21 protein-coding genes are annotated in these 20,374 nt (G+C 70.0%); 12 read left to right on the top strand and 9 right to left on the bottom strand.

Going from position 1 to position 20,374, the window contains the following annotated elements:
• Positions 1 to 93: 93 nt before the first annotated feature.
• Entirely contained in the window at positions 94 to 891 is a 798-nt protein-coding gene (gene atpB, locus L6E10_RS10830) for a F0F1 ATP synthase subunit A (protein ID WP_236219311.1), read from the top strand.
• A gap of 19 nt (positions 892 to 910) precedes the next feature.
• On the opposite strand, the gene L6E10_RS10835 is transcribed toward atpB, so the two are convergent.
• On the bottom strand, positions 911 to 1,525 hold the full coding sequence (locus L6E10_RS10835; protein WP_236219313.1) for a class I SAM-dependent methyltransferase: 615 nt from the start codon (positions 1,523 to 1,525) through the stop codon (positions 911 to 913).
• A 126-nt stretch (positions 1,526 to 1,651) separates the two neighbouring features.
• Here L6E10_RS10835 and L6E10_RS10840 point away from each other — a divergent pair, with 126 nt between their 5' ends.
• Positions 1,652 to 4,435, top strand: coding sequence for a BTAD domain-containing putative transcriptional regulator (locus L6E10_RS10840; RefSeq protein ID WP_236219315.1), 2,784 nt, complete (start codon positions 1,652 to 1,654; stop codon positions 4,433 to 4,435).
• Between the two features lie 48 nt (positions 4,436 to 4,483).
• A complete protein-coding gene (locus tag L6E10_RS10845; protein WP_236219316.1) occupies positions 4,484 to 5,164 on the top strand; it encodes a hypothetical protein in 681 nt (226 codons plus the stop codon).
• Here L6E10_RS10845 and L6E10_RS10850 read toward each other — a convergent pair.
• Positions 5,061 to 5,834 (bottom strand): 1-acyl-sn-glycerol-3-phosphate acyltransferase, encoded by a 774-nt coding sequence (locus tag L6E10_RS10850; protein WP_236219318.1) that lies wholly within the window; start codon positions 5,832 to 5,834, stop codon positions 5,061 to 5,063. The genes L6E10_RS10845 and L6E10_RS10850 overlap by 104 nt on opposite strands.
• A 119-nt stretch (positions 5,835 to 5,953) precedes the next feature.
• Between L6E10_RS10850 and L6E10_RS10855 the strand changes: the two genes are divergently transcribed.
• Entirely contained in the window at positions 5,954 to 8,344 is a 2,391-nt protein-coding gene (locus tag L6E10_RS10855; RefSeq protein ID WP_236219320.1) for a DNA translocase FtsK, read from the top strand.
• A gap of 1 nt (position 8,345) precedes the next feature.
• Here the strand turns inward: L6E10_RS10855 and L6E10_RS10860 are convergent, their stop codons facing one another.
• The 7 genes from L6E10_RS10860 to L6E10_RS10890 form a co-directional block, all read right to left on the bottom strand.
• A complete protein-coding gene (locus tag L6E10_RS10860; protein ID WP_236219322.1) occupies positions 8,346 to 8,816 on the bottom strand; it encodes a phospholipase in 471 nt (156 codons plus the stop codon).
• Positions 8,817 to 8,898: 82 nt separating this feature from the next.
• A complete protein-coding gene (locus tag L6E10_RS10865; RefSeq protein WP_236219324.1) occupies positions 8,899 to 9,552 on the bottom strand; it encodes a nitroreductase family protein in 654 nt (217 codons plus the stop codon).
• Between the two features lie 4 nt (positions 9,553 to 9,556).
• Positions 9,557 to 10,708, bottom strand: a complete 1,152-nt coding sequence (locus tag L6E10_RS10870; RefSeq protein ID WP_236219326.1) for a YcaO-like family protein — start codon at positions 10,706 to 10,708, stop codon at positions 9,557 to 9,559.
• Positions 10,705 to 11,115, bottom strand: a complete 411-nt coding sequence (locus L6E10_RS10875) for a hypothetical protein (RefSeq protein ID WP_236219328.1) — start codon at positions 11,113 to 11,115, stop codon at positions 10,705 to 10,707. The genes L6E10_RS10870 and L6E10_RS10875 overlap by 4 nt, the downstream gene beginning before the upstream one ends.
• Positions 11,116 to 11,209: 94 nt before the next feature.
• Entirely contained in the window at positions 11,210 to 12,004 is a 795-nt protein-coding gene (locus L6E10_RS10880) for a hypothetical protein (RefSeq protein ID WP_236219330.1), read from the bottom strand.
• A complete protein-coding gene (locus L6E10_RS10885) occupies positions 11,988 to 12,839 on the bottom strand; it encodes a MerR family transcriptional regulator (RefSeq protein WP_236219331.1) in 852 nt (283 codons plus the stop codon). The genes L6E10_RS10880 and L6E10_RS10885 overlap by 17 nt, the downstream gene beginning before the upstream one ends.
• Positions 12,840 to 12,902: 63 nt before the next feature.
• Positions 12,903 to 13,403: an amino-acid N-acetyltransferase gene (locus tag L6E10_RS10890; RefSeq protein WP_308102770.1), complete on the bottom strand. Its 501-nt coding sequence runs from the start codon at positions 13,401 to 13,403 to the stop codon at positions 12,903 to 12,905.
• A 146-nt stretch (positions 13,404 to 13,549) separates the two neighbouring features.
• On the opposite strand from L6E10_RS10890, the gene L6E10_RS10895 reads away from it, so the two are divergent.
• The 8 genes from L6E10_RS10895 (at position 13,550) to L6E10_RS10930 (ending at position 20,343) form a co-directional block, all read left to right on the top strand.
• A complete protein-coding gene (locus tag L6E10_RS10895; protein WP_236219333.1) occupies positions 13,550 to 14,731 on the top strand; it encodes an ATP/GTP-binding protein in 1,182 nt (393 codons plus the stop codon).
• Positions 14,718 to 15,275: an RloB domain-containing protein gene (locus tag L6E10_RS10900; protein ID WP_236219335.1), complete on the top strand. Its 558-nt coding sequence runs from the start codon at positions 14,718 to 14,720 to the stop codon at positions 15,273 to 15,275. The genes L6E10_RS10895 and L6E10_RS10900 overlap by 14 nt, the downstream gene beginning before the upstream one ends.
• Before the next feature lie 26 nt (positions 15,276 to 15,301).
• The gene (rimO, locus tag L6E10_RS10905; RefSeq protein ID WP_236219337.1) at positions 15,302 to 16,705 is read left to right on the top strand and encodes a 30S ribosomal protein S12 methylthiotransferase RimO; all 1,404 of its coding nucleotides are present in this window, start codon (positions 15,302 to 15,304) and stop codon (positions 16,703 to 16,705) included.
• Positions 16,702 to 17,280, top strand: coding sequence for a CDP-diacylglycerol--glycerol-3-phosphate 3-phosphatidyltransferase (gene pgsA / locus L6E10_RS10910; RefSeq protein ID WP_236219339.1), 579 nt, complete (start codon positions 16,702 to 16,704; stop codon positions 17,278 to 17,280). The genes rimO and pgsA overlap by 4 nt, the downstream gene beginning before the upstream one ends.
• Positions 17,277 to 17,753 (top strand): CinA family protein, encoded by a 477-nt coding sequence (locus L6E10_RS10915; protein ID WP_236219341.1) that lies wholly within the window; start codon positions 17,277 to 17,279, stop codon positions 17,751 to 17,753. The genes pgsA and L6E10_RS10915 overlap by 4 nt, the downstream gene beginning before the upstream one ends.
• Before the next feature lie 105 nt (positions 17,754 to 17,858).
• The gene (locus tag L6E10_RS10920) at positions 17,859 to 18,281 is read left to right on the top strand and encodes a helix-turn-helix domain-containing protein (protein ID WP_090095592.1); all 423 of its coding nucleotides are present in this window, start codon (positions 17,859 to 17,861) and stop codon (positions 18,279 to 18,281) included.
• Positions 18,282 to 18,638: 357 nt separating this feature from the next.
• Entirely contained in the window at positions 18,639 to 19,490 is an 852-nt protein-coding gene (locus tag L6E10_RS10925) for a PspA/IM30 family protein (protein WP_236219343.1), read from the top strand.
• 31 nt (positions 19,491 to 19,521) lie between these two features.
• Positions 19,522 to 20,343 carry a hypothetical protein gene (locus L6E10_RS10930; RefSeq protein WP_236219345.1) on the top strand — a complete coding sequence of 274 codons (822 nt, stop codon included), beginning with the start codon at positions 19,522 to 19,524 and terminating at the stop codon, positions 20,341 to 20,343.
• The last annotated feature ends 31 nt before the right edge of the window (positions 20,344 to 20,374 follow it).

The raw sequence follows: 20,374 nt of genomic DNA on the forward strand, positions 1-20,374 counted from the left end.
TGGAATAGCGGGTTTTCCGTGACCCTGCTGTGATCTGCGTCCCCCTCGTCCGATAAGGTTTGATCCCAGACCATGGACGAGGGGGTTCGCCCAATGGCCGACGTTTTCAGCCCACCGGGCAAAGACGACATTCTCCTTCCACCGATCTTCACCTGGCACGGCCCGTTCGGTCTGCCGTTCGACGTCCCGGTGACCAAACCGCAGGTCCTGCTGGTCCTGTCGGTCGTGATCATCCTGACGTTCTTCCTGGTCACCACCAGGAACCTGAAGCTCGTCCCGTCGCGCTGGCAGTTCGCCGCCGAATCGGTCTACGACTTCGGCCGCAACACGATCGCGCGTGAGCAGATCGGCGCCAAGGAATTCGCGCCGTACGTGCCGTTGATCGTCAGCATCTTCTGCTTCGTGCTCGTGAACAACCTCTACGGGCTCATCCCGCTCGTGCAGTTCCCGACGTTCACGCACAGCGGCTTCCCGTTCGCCGTGGCGCTGCTGGTGGTCTTCCCGCTCTACCACTACGTGGGCATCCGCAAGTTCGGCCTGAAGGGCTACCTGCGCAACCAGTTCGTCATCCCGGACGTGCCGAAGCCGGTGCTGTGGGGCCTGCTGATCCCGACCGAGGTGATCCTCAAGTTCTTCTTCGACCCGGTCAACCTCGCGATCCGGGTGTTCGCGGCGATGTTCGCGGGGCACCTGCTGATCCTGGTGTTCACGCTCGGCAGCGAGTTCATGCTGCTGCAAGCGCCGATCTACCTGAAGCCGGTGTCGGCGCTGGGGTTCGCGCTGGCGATCGCGCTGTTCTTCCTGGAGGCGCTGGTGCAGGTGCTGCAGGCGTACATCTTCGCGTTGCTGTCGGCGCACTTCATCGGGCGCGCGCTGGCCGAGCAGCACTAGCCCGCCGCGCCCCGAGTGCTCAGGGGCGCTGGCACACCAGGTGCAGCGACTCCTCGGGCGTGGCGCCGGGGAACGACGGCGTGAACACCGGGCGGCTGCGGCGCACGACCCGCAGGCCGACCTCGCCGAGGTGCTTCTCGAAGTTCTCCTCGGAGAACGACGACACCTGGATCTCCTGGCCCATCCAGGGCAGGGTGACCTGTTCGACGTCGATCGGCACCGTGGCGAGGAAGAAGTGGCCGCCCGGCCGCAGCCACGCGGAGACCCGGCCGAGGGTCCGGACGATCTCGGCCTGGGTCATCTGCAGCAGCGAGAAGACCGCGCAGATGACGTCCCACGAACCGGGCGGCGACTCGAAGTCGCGGATGTCGATCTTGTGGAACGTGGCGTCGGGGACCTGGGAGGACGCGAGGTCGACCATGACCGGCGAGACGTCGAGGCCGGTGACCCTCATGCCGGCCTTGGCGAGGTTGCGCGCCACGGGAACGCCTGTGCCGCAACCGATGTCGAGCACCCGCGAGCCCGAGGGCTGCGTCGCGGCGAACCAGGCGAGAGTGCCGTGCAGTGCCGGCTGGTGCGACCAAGCGCGTTGGTACTCCAGCCCGAGCGTGTCGAAGACCTCGGCCGCGTTCATGCCCCGCCCCTCATTTCGGCCCAATCCACCTCTTGTGAAGTGTGGAGAACCTCTCTGCACGGCTTCTGGATGGCTTCTGGACGGATCCTGACGGTAGGTTGCCGGGTGACTGCGGACAGCGACGAAGTGAGACGGAAGTTGCAGAACGAGTTGCGCGTCAGCTTGCTGGGCGCGCTCGCGGCCACGGTGGGCGGCGAGGCGCTCGCGCTCGGTCCGCCGCGGCAGAGGGCTGTGCTGGCCGTGCTCGCGTTGCGGGCGAACCACGTCGTGTCGCGCAGCGAACTGATCGACGCGGTCTGGGGTGACGAGCCGCCGGCCAGCGCCGACAACGGCATCCACACCTACGTCGCGGGACTGCGCAGGCTGTTCGAACCCGGCAGGGCTTCGCGCGCGCCGAGTTCCGTGCTGCTCTCCACGGACGCTGGATATTTGCTGAGGCTCCCATCCGGCAGTTCGGACGCCGCGGTGTTCCGCGCCCATCTGGACGAGGCCGCGCGTCTGCGTGAGAAGCCCGCAGAGGCTCTCGCGCAGTTCGACGCGGCGTTGGGACTGTGGCGTGGCATCGCTCTCGAAGGCGTGCCGGGGCCGTTCGCCGCGGTGGAACGCGCGCGCCTGGCCGAGATGCGGCTCACGGCCGTGGAGCAGCGTGCGGCGTTGATGCTGTCGGTCGGGCGTGAGACCGAGGTGGCGGCGGAGCTCACGACGCTGGTGAGCGCGCATCCGTTGCGGGAGAGGCTGCACGGCCTGCTGATGTCGGCGCTGTACCGCTGCGGCCGGCAGGCGGAGGCGCTCGCCGCCTACGCGGACCTGCGCCGGGTGCTGATCGAGGAGCTCGGCATCGAGCCCGGTCCGGAGCTGCGCCGGCTCCACGAGCAGTTGCTCGTCGGCCGTCACGACCCGGAGCCCGAACCGGCGGCGCCCGTGCTCGTGCCCGTGCAGCTGCCGCACGAGGTCCGCGACTTCACGGGCCGGGAGAAGGAGCTGGCGAAGCTCGCCGAAGTCGTTCCGCGCGACCACTCGCCGGTGCTCGTCGCGATCACCGGCACCGGTGGCGTCGGCAAGACGGCGCTCGCGGTCAGGTTCGCGCACCAGGTGGCGGCCCGCTTCCCGGACGGGCAGCTGCACGTCGACCTGCGCGGGTTCGACGCGTCGTCACCGCCGGTGCAGCCCTCGGCGGCGTTGCACCAGCTGCTGCAGAGCCTCGGCGTGCCGGCCGAACGCATCCCGGACGACCTGCCCGCGAGGTCCGCGCTCTACCGCAGCGTCCTGGCGGGCAAACGGGTCCTGGTGCTGCTCGACAACGCGCGGCTGGCCGAGCAGGTCCGCCCGCTGCTGCCGGGACGGTCGACGTCGATGGTGCTCGTGACGAGCCGCAACCACCTCGGCGGGCTCGTCGCGCGCGACGGTGCGCACTCGGTGACGTTGTCGACCCTCACGCGCGATGAAGGCCTGGCGCTGCTGACCTCGGCGGTGGGCGCGGACCGAGTGGAGGCCGAGCCGGAGGCCGCCGCGAAGCTCGTCGAACTCTGCGGGCACCTGCCGCTCGCGGTGCGGATCGCGGCCGAACGGGTCGTCACGCGGCCGCACCTCACGCTGGCGGACCTGGCGAGCGACCTCGCCGACGAGCGCGACCGGTTGAACGTGCTGGCGACGGGCGACGACGAGGACACGGCGGTGCGCGTCGCCTTCTCGTGGTCGTACCTGGCGCTGAGACCCGACGCGGCGAGGGCGTTCCGGCTGATCGGCCTGCACCCCGGTGCCGAGGTCAGCCTGAACGCCGTCGCCGCGCTGGCGGGTGTGCCGGTGCCGCGGGCGCGGGCGTTGCTCGACGTGCTGGCGGGCGGGCACATGCTCGAGGAGGTCGCGCGCGACCGGTTCCGGCTGCACGACCTGCTCCGCCTGTACGCCACGGAGCTCAGCGCCACCGAGGAGCCGGCGGCCGGCCGCGGCGAGGCCGTGGAACGCCTGCTGCGGTGGTACTCCGGCACCGCGAACGCCGCGGGCACCGTCATCGCGCCGCCGGACCACCCGGCGTTCCTGCTGCCGCCGCTGTCCACACAGGACTTCACCACGCACGACGAGGCGTTCCGCTGGTGCCGCGCGGAGTCCGCGAACCTGCTCGCGGTGACGCGGCTCGCCGAGGAGGAGCACTCGCCCGCGGCGTGGCAGATGCCGCTCGCGCTGTGGAACTACTTCATCGTGTCGAGCGCTCTGGACGAGTGGACCCGCACGTACCGCGTCGCGGAACGCGCCGCCGCTCGTGACGGCAACCAGGCAGCGCGCGCCTGGGCGGTGCACGGCCTGGGGCTCGCGGCGTTCCGCGGCCAGCGCTTCGCCGACGCCCTGGAGCTGTTCGACCGCGCGCTGGCGATCCGCCGCGAGATCGGCGACCGGGTCGGTGCGGCGTGGAGCCTGACGGGCCTGGGCATGGCCTACGGCGGCCTGCGCCGGTTCGACCTGGCCGTCGAGCGGTTCGGCGAGGCGCTGGACCGGCACGCTGAGGCTGGCTCGTGGTTCGGCGAGGGCGGCACGAGGCTGTTCCTGAGCGACATCCTGCGGCTGGCCGGGCGGTACGAGGAGTCGCTGGCGTCGGCGAGCAGGGCGTTCGACGTGATGGACTCGCACGGTGCCGTGCACGGCAAGGCGATGGCGCTGGTTAGCATCGGCTGGGCGCTTCTGAAGCTGGGGCAGCGGGTCGAGGCGCGCGACTCGTTCCGCGAGGCGGTGGGCTTCCTGCGCGTGCTCGGCGACCGCAAGAGCCTCGCGGAGGCGTTGCACGGGGTGGGCGAGGCGAGCGCCGCGCAGCCTGAGCTGGCGCGCACCCACCTGCTGGAGGCGCTGACGATCTACGAGGACTACGACCACCCGCTCACGCCGGAAGTGCGGGCACGGCTGCACGAGCTCTCCTAAGGGAGATCCCCGATGCGCGTCGCCTGATATGTAGGCAAGCTACATGTCATGCAGAAGCGCGCGCGAACGTTGCTGGTGTGGTTGCACGTCGTCACGTCCGTCGGCTGGATGAGCCAGGCCGTCGCGTTGCTGGCGTTGTTGCTGTACGGCATGGAAACCGGTGATGTCAGCGCGTTCGAGATGGCGCGCTTCCTCGACCACCGGGTGCTCGCCGTCATGGCGAACATCAGCGCCTTCACCGGCATGATGCTCAGCGCCACGACGCCGTGGGGCTACTTCCGGCACTGGTGGGTGCTGGCCAAGTTCGTCATCACCGTCGTGCAGCTCTACGTCGGCATCTTCATCCTCAGCGGCAACCTGGAGGCGGCCGCACACGGCCACGTCACGGCGTGGATGCCGGTGGGCACCTCGCTCATGATCAGCGCGATCGCGTTCCAGGCCTGGCTGAGCGTGGCGAAACCGTGGGGCCGCACGTCGTGGGCGGACCCGAAGGTCAAGCTGCCCACGGCGAGCACGGCGGTGTTCGTCGTCGCGCTGGCCGCTGCGCTGGCCGACGTCGCGGTCAGCCTCCGCACGGGCGGACCGAGGCCGTTGTTCATGCTGGTGACGGTGATCGCCTACGCGATCACGCGGGCCGCCAGGGGGAGGAGCCGGTCGTCGGGCGCGTCGGGTCGTGGAACCTCGGCAGGTCCGGCTCGTCGAGGCGCAACGGCACCAAGCCCTCGGTGATCGCGGCCATGATCCGCTCGTGGGCGCGGCGGGCGTCGCCCACCGTGTCGGCACTGAGGTCCGACAGCTCGACGGGCTTGCCGAAGTGGACCTTGAACGTCGGTCGCCTGCGAACCGCGCGCAGCCACGACGTCACGTACGGCAGGACGTCCCTCCAGCTGCCGACGCTGAGGTTGCCCCAGTAGACCGCCTCGTGCGCGCCCCACTGGCTGATCGGGACCACCGGGATGCCGCCGCCGAGCGCCATGCGGGCGACGCCGGTCTTGCCGCGCTCCGGCCACATGCCGGGATCCAGCGTGATCTTGCCCTCGGGGTAGACGGCGATCGGATCACCGCCCTTCCGCAACGCCTCGACGGCCCGGTGCATCGCCTCGCCCACGTTCGCGGACCGGCGGTCGACGCGCAGGTGGCCGCACGCCTTGAGGACGGGGCCCATGACCGGCGCGTCGAGCAACCCGCCCGCGAGCATGAACCGCGGGTTGACGCCCATCTTGCGGCACGCGGCGACGAGCACCATGGGGTCGAGGTTGCCGATGTGGTTGGACGCCAGCAGCAACGGTTTGCCGACGAGCTCCGGCGGGATGTCGCCCGATACCTCGAGCTTGCCGGTCAGCGCGATGAGACCCCGGTCGACAGCCATGAGCACGCGCCAGAGGAGCGGTGTGGACACGCCGCGCAGCGTACGGCGTGTCGTGCGGACACCGTGGCGGATCCGGGGAACCATGGGGATTTCGCACGCGTCCCGGTTGCAAATGGGGCTGGTGGGATGCGAGGGACTACCTTGTAGACATGGCCGGGCGTACAGGGACTTCGAGAAAGACCACGTCACGCGGCAAAGCACCAGCCAAGCCGCGGGCACGATCCACCGCGTCCAAAAAGCCCGTGGCGCGCAGGAGTGGCGGCGGTGCCTTCAGCGCCGTGTGGGGGGCTTTGGGACGTGGCGTCGGCACCGTGGTCCGGGGGATCACCGGCACCAAGGGACTCGAACCGGAACACCGGCGTGACGGCCTCGGTCTGTTCTTGATCGCGCTCGCGTTCATCACGGGCGCGGGGGTCTGGTGGCAGGCGGGCGGACCGGTCGGCCGGTGGGTCGACGTCGCCGTGCGCAGCTCCGTCGGGTTCCCCGCGGTGTTCGTCCCGGTCGTGCTGCTCGGCATCGGCGTGGTGCTGATGTCCACCGACGCCAAGCCGGAGGAGCGGTTCCGGCTCGTCGTCGGCGGCTCGTTGATCAGCATCGGCGTGCTCGGCATGTTCCACCTCATCGGCGGCCTGCCGATGGACCCGATGGCCCGCCGCGACGCCGGTGGCGCGCTGGGGTACCTCGCCGGCGGCTTCCTCGCCCAGGGCCTCACCCCGTGGGTCGCGGGCCCGCTGCTCGTCATGATCTTCGTCTTCGGCCTGCTCTGCGTGCTGCACTGGCCGGTTCGCGAGGTGCCGCAACGACTTCGCGCCCTGGTGCACCGCGAGCGCACGGCCGAGCCGTTCGACTTCGAGCAAGAGCCGGAGGAGGAGCCCAAGCCGGTTCGCCTGCGCCGCCCGTCGCGCCGCCGCCAGGCCGCCGAGACCCCGGTGGAGGAGCCGCAGGCCGAGCTCCCGCTGGACGAGCCCGCGGAGCCCGCCCCGAAGCCCGCCCCCGCGGCGAAGAAGGCCCCGGCCGCGGCACCGGCCCCGGAGATGGCCGTGCGCGCGGTCGAGGGCGACTACCAGCTGCCGCCGCCCACGATTCTCAAGGACGGCGACGCGCCGAAGGCCCGCAGCAAGGCCAACGACCAGATGATCGAGGCCATCACCGGCGTGCTGGACCAGTTCTCGATCGACGCCCAGGTCACCGGTTTCACCCGCGGCCCGACAGTCACGCGCTACGAGGTCGAGCTCGGCCCCGGTGTGAAGGTCGAGAAGATCACCGCGCTGACGAAGAACATCGCGTACGCGGTCGCCACCGACAACGTCCGGCTGCTCGCGCCGATCCCCGGCAAGTCCGCGGTCGGCATCGAGGTGCCGAACAGCGACCGCGAGATGGTGCGCCTCGGCGACGTGCTGCGCGCGCCGTCGACGTTGAAGGACACGCACCCGATGGTGATCGGCCTCGGCAAGGACATCGAGGGCCACATGGTCACCGCGAACCTGACGAAGATGCCGCACCTGCTGGTCGCGGGCTCCACGGGCTCGGGCAAGTCGTCGTTCGTCAACTCGATGCTGGTCTCGCTCCTCGCGCGCGCCACGCCCGACGAGGTCCGGATGATCCTCATCGACCCGAAGATGGTCGAGCTGACGCCGTACGAGGGCATCCCGCACCTGATCACGCCGATCATCACGCAGCCGAAGAAGGCGGCGGCCGCGCTGGCGTGGCTCGTGGAGGAGATGGAACAGCGCTACCAGGACATGCAGGTCAACCGGGTGCGCCACATCGACGACTTCAACCGCAAGGTGAAGTCCGGTGAGATCGCGGCGCCGCCCGGCTCCGAGCGCGTCTACCGGCCGTACCCGTACATCATGGCGATCGTCGACGAGCTCGCCGACCTGATGATGACGGCGCCGCGCGACGTCGAGGACGCGATCGTCCGCATCACGCAGAAGGCCCGTGCCGCCGGCATCCACCTGGTGCTCGCCACGCAGCGCCCGTCCGTCGACGTGGTCACCGGTCTGATCAAGACGAACGTGCCGTCGCGGCTGGCGTTCGCCACGTCGTCGCTGACGGACTCGCGGGTCATCCTCGACCAGCCCGGTGCCGAGAAGCTGATCGGCATGGGTGACGGGCTGTACCTGCCGATGGGCGCCGGGAAGCCCGTCCGGATCCAGGGCGCGTTCGTCGGCGACGAGGAGATCTCGCAGATCGTCGACTTCACGAAGAACCAGGCCCAGCCCGAGTACACCGACGGGGTCACCGCGGCCAAGGCCGGGGAGAAGAAGGAGATCGACGCCGACATCGGCGACGACCTGGGGCTGCTCGTGCAGGCGACCGAGCTGATCGTGACGTCGCAGTTCGGGTCGACGTCGATGCTGCAGCGCAAGCTCCGCGTCGGGTTCGCCAAGGCGGGGCGCCTCATGGACCTGCTGGAGACCAGGGGCGTCGTCGGGCCGTCCGAGGGCTCGAAGGCACGCGAGGTGCTGATCAAGCCGGACGAGCTCGAGAACGTGATCTACCTGATGCGCGGAGGCGGTCCCGCCGACGGCGAGTGAGCTATCCCAGGCCGGCCTGCTCGATGCTCTCGGCCGTCGAGCTGCCGGTGCCGCCGAACTGGCGCACCGCCTTGTAGTACAGGTCGGCGGTGCGCTTGCACGCCCAGTTCGAGCCGCACTGGGCGTACATGTCGGACTTGAAGTTGTCGTCGATGCGCAGCCGGTTCGCCTCGCTGAACCGGGCCTGCCGCTTGTAGTTGCGGTAGCCGAAGTCGTGGCGGTGGCAGGTCGGCAGGAACTTGAAGCCGAAGGGGTTGTCCGGCGAGTACGAGCAGCCGTCGGAGGACCAGTCGAGCTGGTCCGCGTGGGGCTGCTGGGCGCGCAGCGCCGTGAACTGGCTCAGGGACTTCGCGTAGAGGTAGTCGTCGGTCACCGCGACGATGTCCGCGGCCAGCGCCGGGGAGCCCGTGAAGATGAGGGCCAGGGATGCGGTGGCACCCACGAACGCCGAGCGCAGCGTCTTCGTCGACATGGCGAGCTCCTCCGGTTGTGAGCATGTCTCGCCAGTTGTAGCGGGTGATCGTCCGTCGTAGGTAGACACGATCCGGTGAACGTCAGGTGATCGGACGCCCGCAGGCGATCGCGGTGGCCACGCGGAGCTCGCGGGGCAGGCCCAGGGCGTGCAGCACCTCGTGGTCCGCCACGCCGCCGAGCAGGTGGCCGCCGAGGCCCAGTTCGGCCAGGCGGAGGCAGATGTTCTGGGCCGCGGCGCCGGCTTCGACCAGGCCGAAGCGCCCGGCGCGTTCGCCGTACTTCTCGAAGGACTCCCCGTCCGCCAGCACGAGGACGATCGCCAGCGGTGGTGCCGACGGGGTTCCCAGGATCTCGGCCAGGTCGGGCGGGGCCTCGCCGATGTCCTGCAGGGCGTGGCGGCGGAGGTCGTAGCGCACTGCCCGGCCGTTGTGGAAGGCGTAGCAGCGCAACGGGTTCAGGCCGCCCGCGGACGGGTAGCTGTTGTCGGACAAGGCTCCCAGCACGGCGCCGAGCTGCTTGTCGCCCAACGGTTCGCCGGCGAACTCGCGGGTGCTTCGGCGGGCCCGGAACAGCTTCTGCAGCCGGCCGCCGGGGCGCGGGAGCGCGACGGGGGCGCTCGGGATCTCCAGCGGGTCCACCAGCGGTGGCCGGGGGCGGAAGTCGCGCAGTCGTTCGCCGAGGCGGCGCCGGTGCAGGACCGAGTAGCGGCTGGCTGCCCAGAAGTCGTCGAACATGGCTTCACCCCAGCGGATGCGGTGCGGGATTGGGGAACGCGCCCGGTGAGGCGTGCGGGTAGCGCCAGGCCAGCTCGCGGGCCCTGCCGCCCAGGTGGGGCCAGCGGTGGTCGGCGTGCAGCGGTGCCAGGTCGGGGGACAGGACGCGGACGCAGTGCAGCCCCACGGCCGAGAGCTCCGGCGTGGTCAGCTCGCGGTAGGCGAGCCGGATCCCCGCGTGGTCCAGGGCGTGCGCCAGCTCGGCGAGTTCCGCCGCGGTGCCGCGGGCTTCGGCGTCGGGTGGCGGGTCCGCCTCGAAGCCCCGCAACCACGGCAGCGCGTCCCACTCAGCCGGGTGGGTGGCGTAGTAGGCGGCGTGCCGGTCGAAGTCGGTGGCCTCGACGGGCTCGTCGCCGTGGCGCGCCAGCCACACCTCGACGAACACGGTGCCCTGCACCCATTCCTCGTAAGCCTTGCGGAGCGCTTCCGCGACCGTGGCGCGGCAGGCCAGACCGAGCGTGGGGCGAGGCTTGCCCGCGACGGGGAGGGAGCCCGCCACCGCGACCACCGGGTGCGGGCTGTAGGCGGGGGTGAGGTCGAAGGCCTGGACGCCGTGCGGGAGGTCGGCCGCGAACCGTTGCGGTGCGAGGGAGTGCAGCCAGGTGGTGGTGAAGGCGTCGCGCTCGACCAGTTCCTGGACGGCTCGCAGCAGCGCGTTGGTCGTCGACGGGCCGGCCGCCAGGCCCGAGGAGGTCGTGGGCAGGCCGTACGAGGCGTCGAGGCCCACGAGACCGGCGGGCACGCGGATCGGTTCGTTGGCGGGCAACGTCCAGGCGCGCGTGTACGGGGTGTCGACGTATCCCTTGCGATAGCGGTAGTTCGGGGACACGCGCTGTTCGACCGTGTGCAGGCTGAAGTGTTCCAACGGCCAGCACTCGCCGGTGGTGGCGATCTCCAGCGGTGCACGGGCGGCGGCGTGCCGTTCCAGTGCCTCGGCGATCGCGGCCACCTCGTCCGCACCGCCCGAGGTGCCACCGGTGGCGAACGGCTCGGGCACGGCGGCCCAGCCGCCGACGTCCACATCGGACAGGCTGTGCGGCACCGGGTGCAGCTGCGCCACCACGCCCTGCCGCCAGCCGACCGCGCGCTCGGCCAGCGCCTCCGCGACGGTCCTCACCGCTGCACCCGGTAGTGCCGGAAGAGCCAGTACCCGAAGGCCAGCGCCCCGCCGAGGTAGAGCGTGCCGCCGATCCAGGCGCCCGCATCACCCACCTGCGCGACGGGCCCGAGCACCATCAGCACCACGAACGGCTCGACGCACCAGAGCGACGACCAGCCGAGCAGCCTGAGCAGGCTCCTCCACGGCTTCGGCGACCGGGCGACGAACCCCGACGCGACCGCCCACGCGAGCGCCACCCCGGCACCGACGAGCCACCAGCCCCGGTGCAGGTCGAAGATCGCGCCCGCCGTGGCGAACGGCAGCACGATGACGAGCAACGGGAAGATCGCGGCGGGGAGGACGAGGGCGCCGCGAGGGCGTTCGAGGTCCCGGGTGTCCCGGTGCAGGGCGGCGGGGATGTGCACGGCCGCGCCGACCGAGGAAAACGCGCAGCAGCAACAACAACAGCAACAGGTGGGCGTCGCGGCGCTCGCGGCGGCCGCACCGGGTGAGAACTGGTCAGGTAACCGGACTGCCGTCGCGTTCATGGTCCCCCCAAGGAAGTGTCACGCGCCCGGGCTCCACCGTCGGGCAGACCTCGCAGCCGGCCGCGGGCAGCACGCTCTCACGCGTGGTCGTGAACTCGTCCAGGTTCACGGTGACGACCGTGTCGAGCAGCGCCAACGAGCCGTTGCGGATGTTCCGGATCGCCTGCTCCGCAAGCGAAATCGGGAACTCGTGCCGCAGCGCCGCCGGGTGCGGGGGAGGGGGCGGATCCCCCCACCGCCGTCCCGCCCGCACGGCGAGGCACGCCAGGCACGCGCCGGCACCGGGCACCACGAACGGTCCGATGGCGGCGGTGTGGTGGTACGCGAGGTCCAGCAGGAGGTGCGGGACCTTCGTCTCACGCGCCACCTCGACGAGATCGAGCAACGTGCCGGTCGTCCGCACGACGAGCAGGAGGTCCGGGTTCTCGTGGCTCGGCAACCGCTCCGCCAGCCCGGCGGGTGCCCGTCCGACGACGCGCGTGCCGACCCCCACCGGCCCGTCCACGCCGTCAACCGGCAACCCGGCCGGGCGGAGAGCGCCCAGGGTCCTCAGCTGGGCCAGGTACGGGCGAGCCGGTTCCCCCAACCGGCTCTCGTCGACCGTCCGGGCCACTCCCCCCGGCACCGGCTCGAACAGTCCCGCCAGCGCCACGGCCACCGCCCCGGGCAGGTCCGGGATGAGGTACGCGAGGTCCGCACCCGCGTACACGACGAGGCCTTCGTCCCGGACCTGGGCCTGCCAGGCGGGGTCAGCGACCAGGCTCATCCTCGTCCCCCCGCCTCAGGAAGTTCTCGATCTCCTGCTCGCTCGGCAGGTCGCCCGCCGGGTCCATGAGGTTCTCGGCGATCGGCGGCAGCGGCTGCTCCGCCCACGCCGGCTGGTAGTCGTCGCTGGGCAGCAGCCCGTGCCGCGACGCGAACTCCTCGGCGGCGTCCCGGATCGACTCCCGCAGCGTCCCCACCACCGCGGTCTCCGCCGTGTAGGTGAGCTCGACCAGCAACGCCCGCACGTTCTCCAGCTGGTTCTCGTCACCGGCCTTGCGCGCGAGCTCCGGCCAGAACTGCCGCTCGAACAACCGCACGAAGTCCGCCGCCACCGCGTCGGTCGCCGTGCGCAGGCGCGTGAAGCTGTCCATGACGTCATCGCTGGGCACCCGCAGACCGGCGAGCCTGCCGCCCGCCTCGAGTGCCCAGCGACGCGCGTGCGGCCAGCCGTACTTCCACCGCACCAAGCCCAACCGCATAGCCCGGAGGAGGAGTCGCGGTTGGACGTCTCCCATCGGAACGAGGTGCCGGATGTCGCGCACCTTGATCCGAACCCAGTCGTCGGGTCCCTCGGCCTCGCCCATGCCGAGCACCGCGGCGACCGACTCGCCCTTCTCCCGTGCCGCGATCAGCTCGGCGATCGCGGGCAGCGAGAACCCCCGCTGCTGCAACCGCTGCACCAACGTCAGCCGCTCGACGTGCGAGGCGTCGTAGTACGCCACGCGCCCCTGCCGTCTCGGCGCGTGCAGCACACCCTTCGTCTGGTACATGCGAATGGTGCTGCTGGGCAGGCCGATCCGGGCGGCGAGCTCGTCGACGGTGAGCGATTCGGGCACGTCACCGATCCTGGCGCGCCAGCGTTATGTGAGTCAAGACTATTCGAGTGATCACTCGAATAGTTACAACTCCAGGAGCATCCGGCTGTTGCCGAGCGTGTTCGGCTTCACGTAGCTCAGGTCGAGGAACTCGGCGACACCCTCGTCCACCGACCGCATGATCTCCTCGTAGACCTCGGGGCTCACCGGCGTGCCCTCGATCTCCACGAACCCGTGCTTGGCGAAGAACTTGGTCTCGAACGTCAGCACGAAGATGCGCGTGAGCTGCAGCTCCTTGGCCGTCGCGATGAGCTGCGCCACGATCCGGTGACCCACACCCCGGCCGAGCGCCAGCGGGGACACCGCCACGCTGCGGATCTCGGCCAGGTCCTCCCACATCACGTGCAGGGCGCCGACGCCGAGCAGCTCGCCGTCCTCCTCGGCCACCCAGAACTCCTGGACCGCCTCGTACAGCGTGACCAGGGGTTTGGCCAGCAGGACCTTGCCCGCGTACCCGTCGATCAACGTCTTCATGGCGCGCACGTCGCTGGTGCGGGCGCGCCGCACGACTACCCCACTGGTCACAACCGTCAAGTATGGGCCGCGCCGGTGAGGCCCTCGCGGGCAGAGCGGTCTATGGCTGAAATCGGGTATGAAGCGAGCTACAGGTCGATCTGTGCGGTTTACTTGCATGGAAGTGCCTGTAGAGAGTCGTAGGGGATGTATAGGCGATGTTGCGCAGCTTTCGGCTCGGTAACCACCGCTCGTTCCGGGACGAGCAGGAGTTGCTGCTCATGCCGGCCTATTCGAAGGACCGCGAGGTCCTGCCCGTCGCGGCTGTCTATGGTGCCAACGCTTCCGGGAAGTCCAACCTCCTCACCGGCCTGCGGTTCATGGCCGAGGCGGTTCGCGACTCGTTCGCCGTCTGGGACCCGACCCTGGGGGTGCCCCGTCGCGAGTTCGTGCTGGACGACACCGAACGGCCGTCGGTGTTCGTGGTCGAACTGGTGCTCGAGGGCGTGCGCTACACCTACGGATTCGAGGTCGACACGTTCCAAGTGCTCGAAGAATGGCTCTACTCCTACCCGGAGGGCCGCAAGCGCGTCGTCTTCGAGCGTGACGCGCAGGGTGTCAGGTTCGGCAGCACTGTCGGTGACAGGCCGAAACTCGAGCTGCTGAGCGACCTTCTCAGGCGGAATGCGCTGTTCCTGAGCCTTGCCGCGCAGTCGGACATCAGCCATGTGCTGCCGATCCGCGCCTGGTTCCTCGAGGCGCTCCGCTTCCGGTTCAACTGCGGTGAGGTCGACGAGGGCGAGATCATCGACTTCCTCGATGCCGGCTCGTCCGACCGTGACCAGGTGGTCGATCTGCTGCGGGCTGCCGACCTGGGGATCACGAGGTTGTTCACGACGGACGGCGCGGGCGCCAAGCCCCGCCGTGTCCGAGTGGAGCACGGCGTGGGGAAGACGTTGTTCCTGCTGCGCGACGAGTCCGCCGGCACGCAGTCATGGCTGGGCCTGTTGCCGACGGTCCTGACGGTGCTGCGCGGCGGAGGCGTCCTGGTGATCGACGAGATCGACGCCAGCCTCCACCCGTTGCTGGCGGCTCGTCTCATCGGGCTGTTCCACGACGTGGAGGTCAACACCGCAGGTGCGCAACTGATCTTCACCACCCACGACGCGACCTTGCTCCATCCGCCGTTGGGCGAGGAAGTGCTGGCGCGCGACGAGATCTGGTTCGTCGAGAAGGACCGGGAGAGCGGCGCGAGTTCGTTGTACCCGCTCAGCGACTTCAAGCCGCGCACCGAGGACAACTTGGAACGGCGCTACCTGGCAGGCCGTTACGGCGCGGTACCCGAGCTGTCCCAGGACAGCTTCACCCAGGCGGTGCGGAGTGGCCGTGGCGAGGCGTGAAAACACGCAGTCGCGGCGAGGCCGTGAACGCGCTCTCCGGCCTGGTCACGTCCTCGTCGTGTGCGGTGGGCAACGCACCGAGCCCGACTACTTCAAGGGGCTGGCACGGGCGCGTGGTGCACGGCTCAAGGTCAAGTCCAAGGTCGACTCACCGGAGAACCTCGTCAGGTACGCGGCCGCGGTCTTCACCCCGGACGAGTACGAAGGGGTGTGGTGCGTGGTGGACGCCGATGAGTTCGACATCGACACGGCGCGAGTCGCGGCGGCGCGTGCGGAAGTCGGACTCGCGGTGTCCGAACCCTGCTTCGAGCTGTGGCTGTTGCTGCACTTCGCCGACCACCGAGCGCACATCGCCAACGGCAAGGCCGCCTGCGCGCTGCTGGCGAAGCACGTACCGGGGTACGCGAAGAAGCTCGACTACCCGGTCTTCGACGCAGGTGTCGAGACGGCGGTCGAGCGTGCCGAGGCACTAGGGGAGGGCAACCCCGCGACCGGGGTCTGGAGGCTTGTCAAGGCCGTCCTGAAGCCTGAATTCAAGCCCTGACACCTGGGGCGGTTACCCTGAGCGCCGTGTCTTCTCCCACCACTCCGCGACGCGTGTCGCTGCTGACCCTGGGCTGCGCCCGCAACGAGGTCGACTCCGAAGAGCTCGCCGGACGTCTCGGCGAAGGCGGCTGGGAGCTGGTGGACGAGGGCGCGGACGTCGTCGTCGTCAACACGTGCGGCTTCGTCGAGCAGGCGAAGAAGGACTCGGTCGACACGCTGCTCGCCGCGTCCGACACCGGCGCCAAGGTCGTCGCGGTCGGGTGCATGGCGGAGCGCTACGGCAAGGAGCTCGCGGACAGCCTCCCCGAGGCGGCCGCGGTCCTCGGCTTCGACCAGTACAACGACCTCGCCGAGCGGTTGCAGGACGTGCTGCACGGCAAGCCCGTCGAGTCGCACGTGCCGGTCGACCGCCGCACGCTGCTGCCCATCACGCCGGTCAAGCGCCAGGAGGCCAAGGACGCCGTGCAGGTGCCCGGCCACGGCTGGGGGCCCACCAAGACGCCCCGCAAGCGCCTCGACGACGCCCCCGTGGCGCCGTTGAAGATCGCGTCCGGGTGCGACCGGCGGTGCAGCTTCTGCGCCATCCCGAGCTTCCGCGGCGCGTTCGTGTCGCGGCACCCGGACGAGGTCGTGGCCGAGGCCGTGTGGCTCGCCGAGAACGGCGTCAAGGAGCTGTTCCTCGTCAGCGAGAATTCCACGAGCTACGGCAAGGACCTGCCGCGCGAGCAGGGTGCGCTGGAGCAGCTGCTGCCGCGTCTGGCGAGCATCCCCGGCGTCGAGCGCGTGCGGGTGAGCTACCTGCAGCCGGCCGAGACCAAGCCGAGCCTCGTCGCCGCCATCGCGAAGACCGACAAGGTCGCGAACTACTTCGACATGTCGTTCCAGCACTCCAGCGAGAACGTGCTGCGGCGCATGCGCCGGTTCGGTGACACGGACAGCTTCCTCAAGCTCGTGTGGCAGATCCGCGAGCACGCGCCCGAGGCCGGCATCCGCAGCAACTTCATCGTGGGCTTCCCCGGCGAGACCGAGGAGGACCTGGCCGAGCTGGAGCGGTTCCTCACCGAGGCGCGCCTCGACGCGGTCGGCATCTTCGGCTACTCCGACGAGGACGGCACCGAGGCCGAGGGGCTCGACGGCAAGCTCGACGCGGACACCATCGCGGAGCGCGTCCAGCGCGTCGGCAACCTCGTCGAGGAGCTCACCAGCCAGCGCGCGGAGGACCGGGTCGGCACCGAGGTCACGGTGCTGGTCGAGACCGAGGAGGACGACGAGAACGACTGCGTCGGCCGCGCCGAGCACCAGGCGCCCGAGGTCGACGGCGAGTGCATCGTGCTGGAGGCCGAAGGGCTCAGGCGCGGTGACCTCGTGCGCTGCCGCGTGGTCGACTCCGAGGGCGTGGACCTGATCGTCGAGGTAATCCCGACATGACGGAAGCCCGGAAGGTCCCGCTGCTCAACGTCGCGAACATCCTCACGATGGCGCGGCTGGCGCTCGTTCCGGTCTTCCTGTTCTCCCTGTTCGAGGCGGGTGGCTTCGACACCACGTGGCGCCTCATCGCGTTCGCGATCTTCGCGATCGCGAGCTTCACCGACCACATCGACGGCACGCTCGCGCGCAAGCACGGGCTGATCACCGACTTCGGCAAGATCGCCGACCCGATCGCGGACAAGGCGCTGACGGGGTCGGCGCTGGTCGGCCTGAGCATCCTCGACGTGCTGCCGTGGTGGATCACGATCACCATCGCCGTGCGCGAGGTCGGCATCACGCTGCTGCGGTTCTGGGTGATCCGCTACGGCGTGATCCCGGCGAGCCGCGGCGGCAAGGCCAAGACGCTGGCCCAGGTCATCGCGATCGGGCTGTTCGTGCTCCCGCAGAACGACGTGCTGCAGCTGATCGCCTGGGTGATCATGGTGGTCGCCCTCGTCCTCACCGTCGTGACGGGAATCGACTACGTCGTCCGAGCGTTCAAGTTGAAAGCCCGCGCGGGCAGGGCGGTGGCGTGACCGACGTCGTCGCACTGCTGAAGGCGCTCGGGCAGACCGTCGCCACCGCGGAGTCGCTGACCGCCGGACTGTTGTGCGCGACGATCGTCGACACACCGGGGGCGAGTGCCGTGGTCCGCGGTGGGTTGATCGTCTACGCCACCGAGCTCAAGCACGTGCTCGCGGGCGTGGACCAGCGGTTGCTCGACGAGCACGGTGCGGTGCACCCCGACGTCGCGGTTCAGCTGGCCGAAGGTGCCCGGACGAGGTGCGGATCGGACTGGGGGATCGGGCTGACGGGAGTCGCCGGACCCGACCCCCAGGACGGGGTCGCTCCGGGGACGGTCCACATCGGCTTGAGCGGGCCTGGAGTGTCCACAGTGCGGACAATCACTGTGCGTGGTGATCGCGCGGCGGTCCGTTCCGGTGCTGTGGAAAAAGCCCTGGTCCTGCTGTCGGACTGCCTGCTGGACGCCGTGGAAGGGAACAAATGATGACTCCGCGTTCGTTCGCCCTTGGCGGACGTGTTCGGAAGTCAGTGCCCGTTGTCGGTGTCGATCGGTAACGTAGGGACACGGCCGGCCGGAAGGAGGCGCGCGATGACCGTGCTGCTGCGCGAAGCGATCGGTGATCGGCTTCGCCATGCCCGCACCAACCAACGCCGCACGCTGCGCGAGGTCTCTCGGACCGCCCGCGTGAGCCTGGGGTACCTGTCCGAGGTGGAGCGCGGCCGCAAAGAGGCGTCCAGCGAGCTCCTCGCGGCCATCTGCGAAGCATTGGAACTGCCGCTGTCCGAACTGCTGCACCACGTCGCCTCCGACATCGGCGCCGTCCAGCAGACGCCGGACACGGTGCCGGACACCGTCCCGGACGGACGTTCGGACAGGGGCAAGCTGGAGGGTGGCCGCGTGCTGCCGTCCACGCTCTCGGACGACCTGTCCGACCTGCGCCTGCAGCCCATGCTGAGCCACCGGCTCACGAGCAAGATCGGCGAGACGCCCAAGGCGGTCGTCGCGGCTTGACCCCTCGTCCTCCCGGCCCCGTCCGCCACCTGGCGGGCGGGGCCGCCTGCATTCAGGTGACACGTCATCGTTTGTGGCCCGGGCCACGTGACGGTGTGCAACAAGAACGCGTCCTCGTGCGTTCAACTGACAACGACGACAGCGTGCTGCACTACAGGCAACGGCTTGGCATCAGCACGCTGGGTCACCGCGTCCCCGGACGCGGGTGCGGGCAGGATTGGCACGTCGTCAGGCGTGTTCTCCTAAGTCCCGGGGTGGGTCAGGGTGTTCCCGGATATCTCCCCGTGTCGGTGGATACCCCGACGCACAATTGAGACGATGGATCCAACACCGGCACCGAGAAGGCAGGCGTAGGAGATGGCCAGTCCGTTCGTGAAGTTCTGGAAGTACCTGATGGCATCGTTCTCGTCGAAGATCGACGAGCACGCTGACCCGAAGGTGCAGATCCAGCAGGCCATCGAGGAGGCGCAGCGTCAGCACCAGGCGCTCTCTCAGCAGGCCGCGGCCGTCATCGGCAACCAGCGGCAGCTGGAGATGAAGCTCAACAGGCAGCTCGGCGACGTCGAGAAGCTGCAGGCCTCCGCTCGCCAGGCGCTCGTCCTCGCCGACGAGGCGCGCTCCAAGGGCGACGAGCAGAAGGCCGCGCAGTTCGAGAACGCCGCGCAGGGCTTCGCCACCCAGCTCGTCACCGCCGAGCAGGGCATCGAGGACCTCAAGACGTTGCACGACCAGTCGCTGCAGGCCGCGGCGCAGGCCAAGCAGGCCGTCGAGCGCAACTCGATGATGCTGCAGCAGAGACTGGCCGAGCGCACCAAGCTCCTCAGCCAGCTCGAGCAGGCGAAGATGCAGGAGCAGGTCTCCGCCTCGCTGACGCAGATGAGCGAGCTCGCCGCACCGGGCAACGTGCCGTCGCTCGAAGAGGTCCGCGACAAGATCGAGAAGCGCTACGCGACCGCGATCGGGTCCGCCGAGCTCGCGCAGAACTCGGTGCAGGGCCGGATGCTCGAGGTGCAGGCCTCGACCACCCAGCTCGCCGGGTCGTCGCGGCTCGAGCAGATCCGCGCGTCCATGCACGGCGGGCAGGCGAGCACGCCGCAGCAGGTGACCGCGGGCAACAGCGCCGCCGCGCAGATCCAGGCCGAGATCGCGCAGCGCGTCCAGCAGGAGCAGAAGACCACGCAGCAGCAGGTTCCGCCGGCTCAGAACTGAGCCACGGGGCAGGAGGAGTCAGCAGGTGATCATGGAGCCCTGGAGAAACCGTCCCAACAACGAGATCGTCCGCAAGGTCGTCGGCGAGTTGGGTGCGTCGCTCCAGGGCCACCCGCTGGCCGAGCAGGCGCGCTACCGACTGCAGAAGTGGAACGACCCCGTCGCCAAGCTCGAACGCAAGCGCAAGCGCACCAACGCGGTGCTGACGTTCTGGCTGGCGCTGATCACGATCTTCGGCACGCTCGCCGTCTTCGGGTTCACCGGCGTGCTCGGCACGTGGGCCACCGTCGGCGGCACGATCGGCGCGGCCCTGCCCGGGCTCCTCGCCGTCCGCAGCGGGTTCAAGCTGAAGGAGCTGGGCGCAGCCCGGCAGCGGCTCGCGCTGTCTCCGCCGCCCCCGCCCCGTCCGCCGCTGCCCGCGCACATCTCCGCCGCGCGCGTGCCGATGGAGAAGCTGCACAGCGCCGAGGACGCGATGACGCAGCTGCTGGTGCAGCTCGACTCGCCCGCGCTCACGTCGATGCCCACGGAGTCCGTCCAGCACGCCCGCCAGACCGCCCAGGAGGCCGCCACGGCCATCCGCGCGGTGTCGGCGCAGCTGCAGGCCGTCGAACGCGCCCGTGACACCGCTCCGCCGCTGGAGCGCACGGCGCTGGTCGAGGGCGTCCGGGTGCTCAGGATCCAGCTGGCGGACGGCGTGGACCGCTATTGCGCGTTGGTGGCGGAGGCCGGCAAGGCGCTGGCCGCCAGCACGCAGTTCCAGAACCCCGGCGAGGTCCTGGACGACGCGACGGACCACATGGCGGGCTTGGCGTCCGCGATGCGCGACGTGTCAGGCTATTCAGCGTACTGATTGTCACGCTATGTAGTTGCGTACGGCTATT

The sequence above is a fragment of the Lentzea sp. CC55 genome, from assembly GCF_021056325.1.
GTDB classification, from domain to species: domain Bacteria; phylum Actinomycetota; class Actinomycetes; order Mycobacteriales; family Pseudonocardiaceae; genus Lentzea; species Lentzea jiangxiensis.

Bases quoted from the DNA above. Each gene is read 5' to 3' on its own strand.
- L6E10_RS10855 (WP_236219320.1), top strand. From the start codon at position 5,954: ATGGCCGGGCGTACAGGGACTTCGAGAAAGACCACGTCACGCGGCAAA.
- L6E10_RS10845 (WP_236219316.1), top strand. From the start codon at position 4,484: ATGCAGAAGCGCGCGCGAACGTTGCTGGTGTGGTTGCACGTCGTCACG.
- L6E10_RS10835 (WP_236219313.1), bottom strand. From the start codon at position 1,525: ATGAACGCGGCCGAGGTCTTCGACACGCTCGGGCTGGAGTACCAACGC.
- L6E10_RS10860 (WP_236219322.1), bottom strand. From the start codon at position 8,816: ATGTCGACGAAGACGCTGCGCTCGGCGTTCGTGGGTGCCACCGCATCC.
- L6E10_RS10920 (WP_090095592.1), top strand. From the start codon at position 17,859: ATGACCGTGCTGCTGCGCGAAGCGATCGGTGATCGGCTTCGCCATGCC.
- L6E10_RS10895 (WP_236219333.1), top strand. From the start codon at position 13,550: ATGTTGCGCAGCTTTCGGCTCGGTAACCACCGCTCGTTCCGGGACGAG.
- pgsA (WP_236219339.1), top strand. From the start codon at position 16,702: ATGACGGAAGCCCGGAAGGTCCCGCTGCTCAACGTCGCGAACATCCTC.
- L6E10_RS10865 (WP_236219324.1), bottom strand. From the start codon at position 9,552: ATGTTCGACGACTTCTGGGCAGCCAGCCGCTACTCGGTCCTGCACCGG.
- L6E10_RS10930 (WP_236219345.1), top strand. From the start codon at position 19,522: ATGGAGCCCTGGAGAAACCGTCCCAACAACGAGATCGTCCGCAAGGTC.
- L6E10_RS10880 (WP_236219330.1), bottom strand. From the start codon at position 12,004: ATGAGCCTGGTCGCTGACCCCGCCTGGCAGGCCCAGGTCCGGGACGAA.
- atpB (WP_236219311.1), top strand. From the start codon at position 94: ATGGCCGACGTTTTCAGCCCACCGGGCAAAGACGACATTCTCCTTCCA.
- L6E10_RS10925 (WP_236219343.1), top strand. From the start codon at position 18,639: ATGGCCAGTCCGTTCGTGAAGTTCTGGAAGTACCTGATGGCATCGTTC.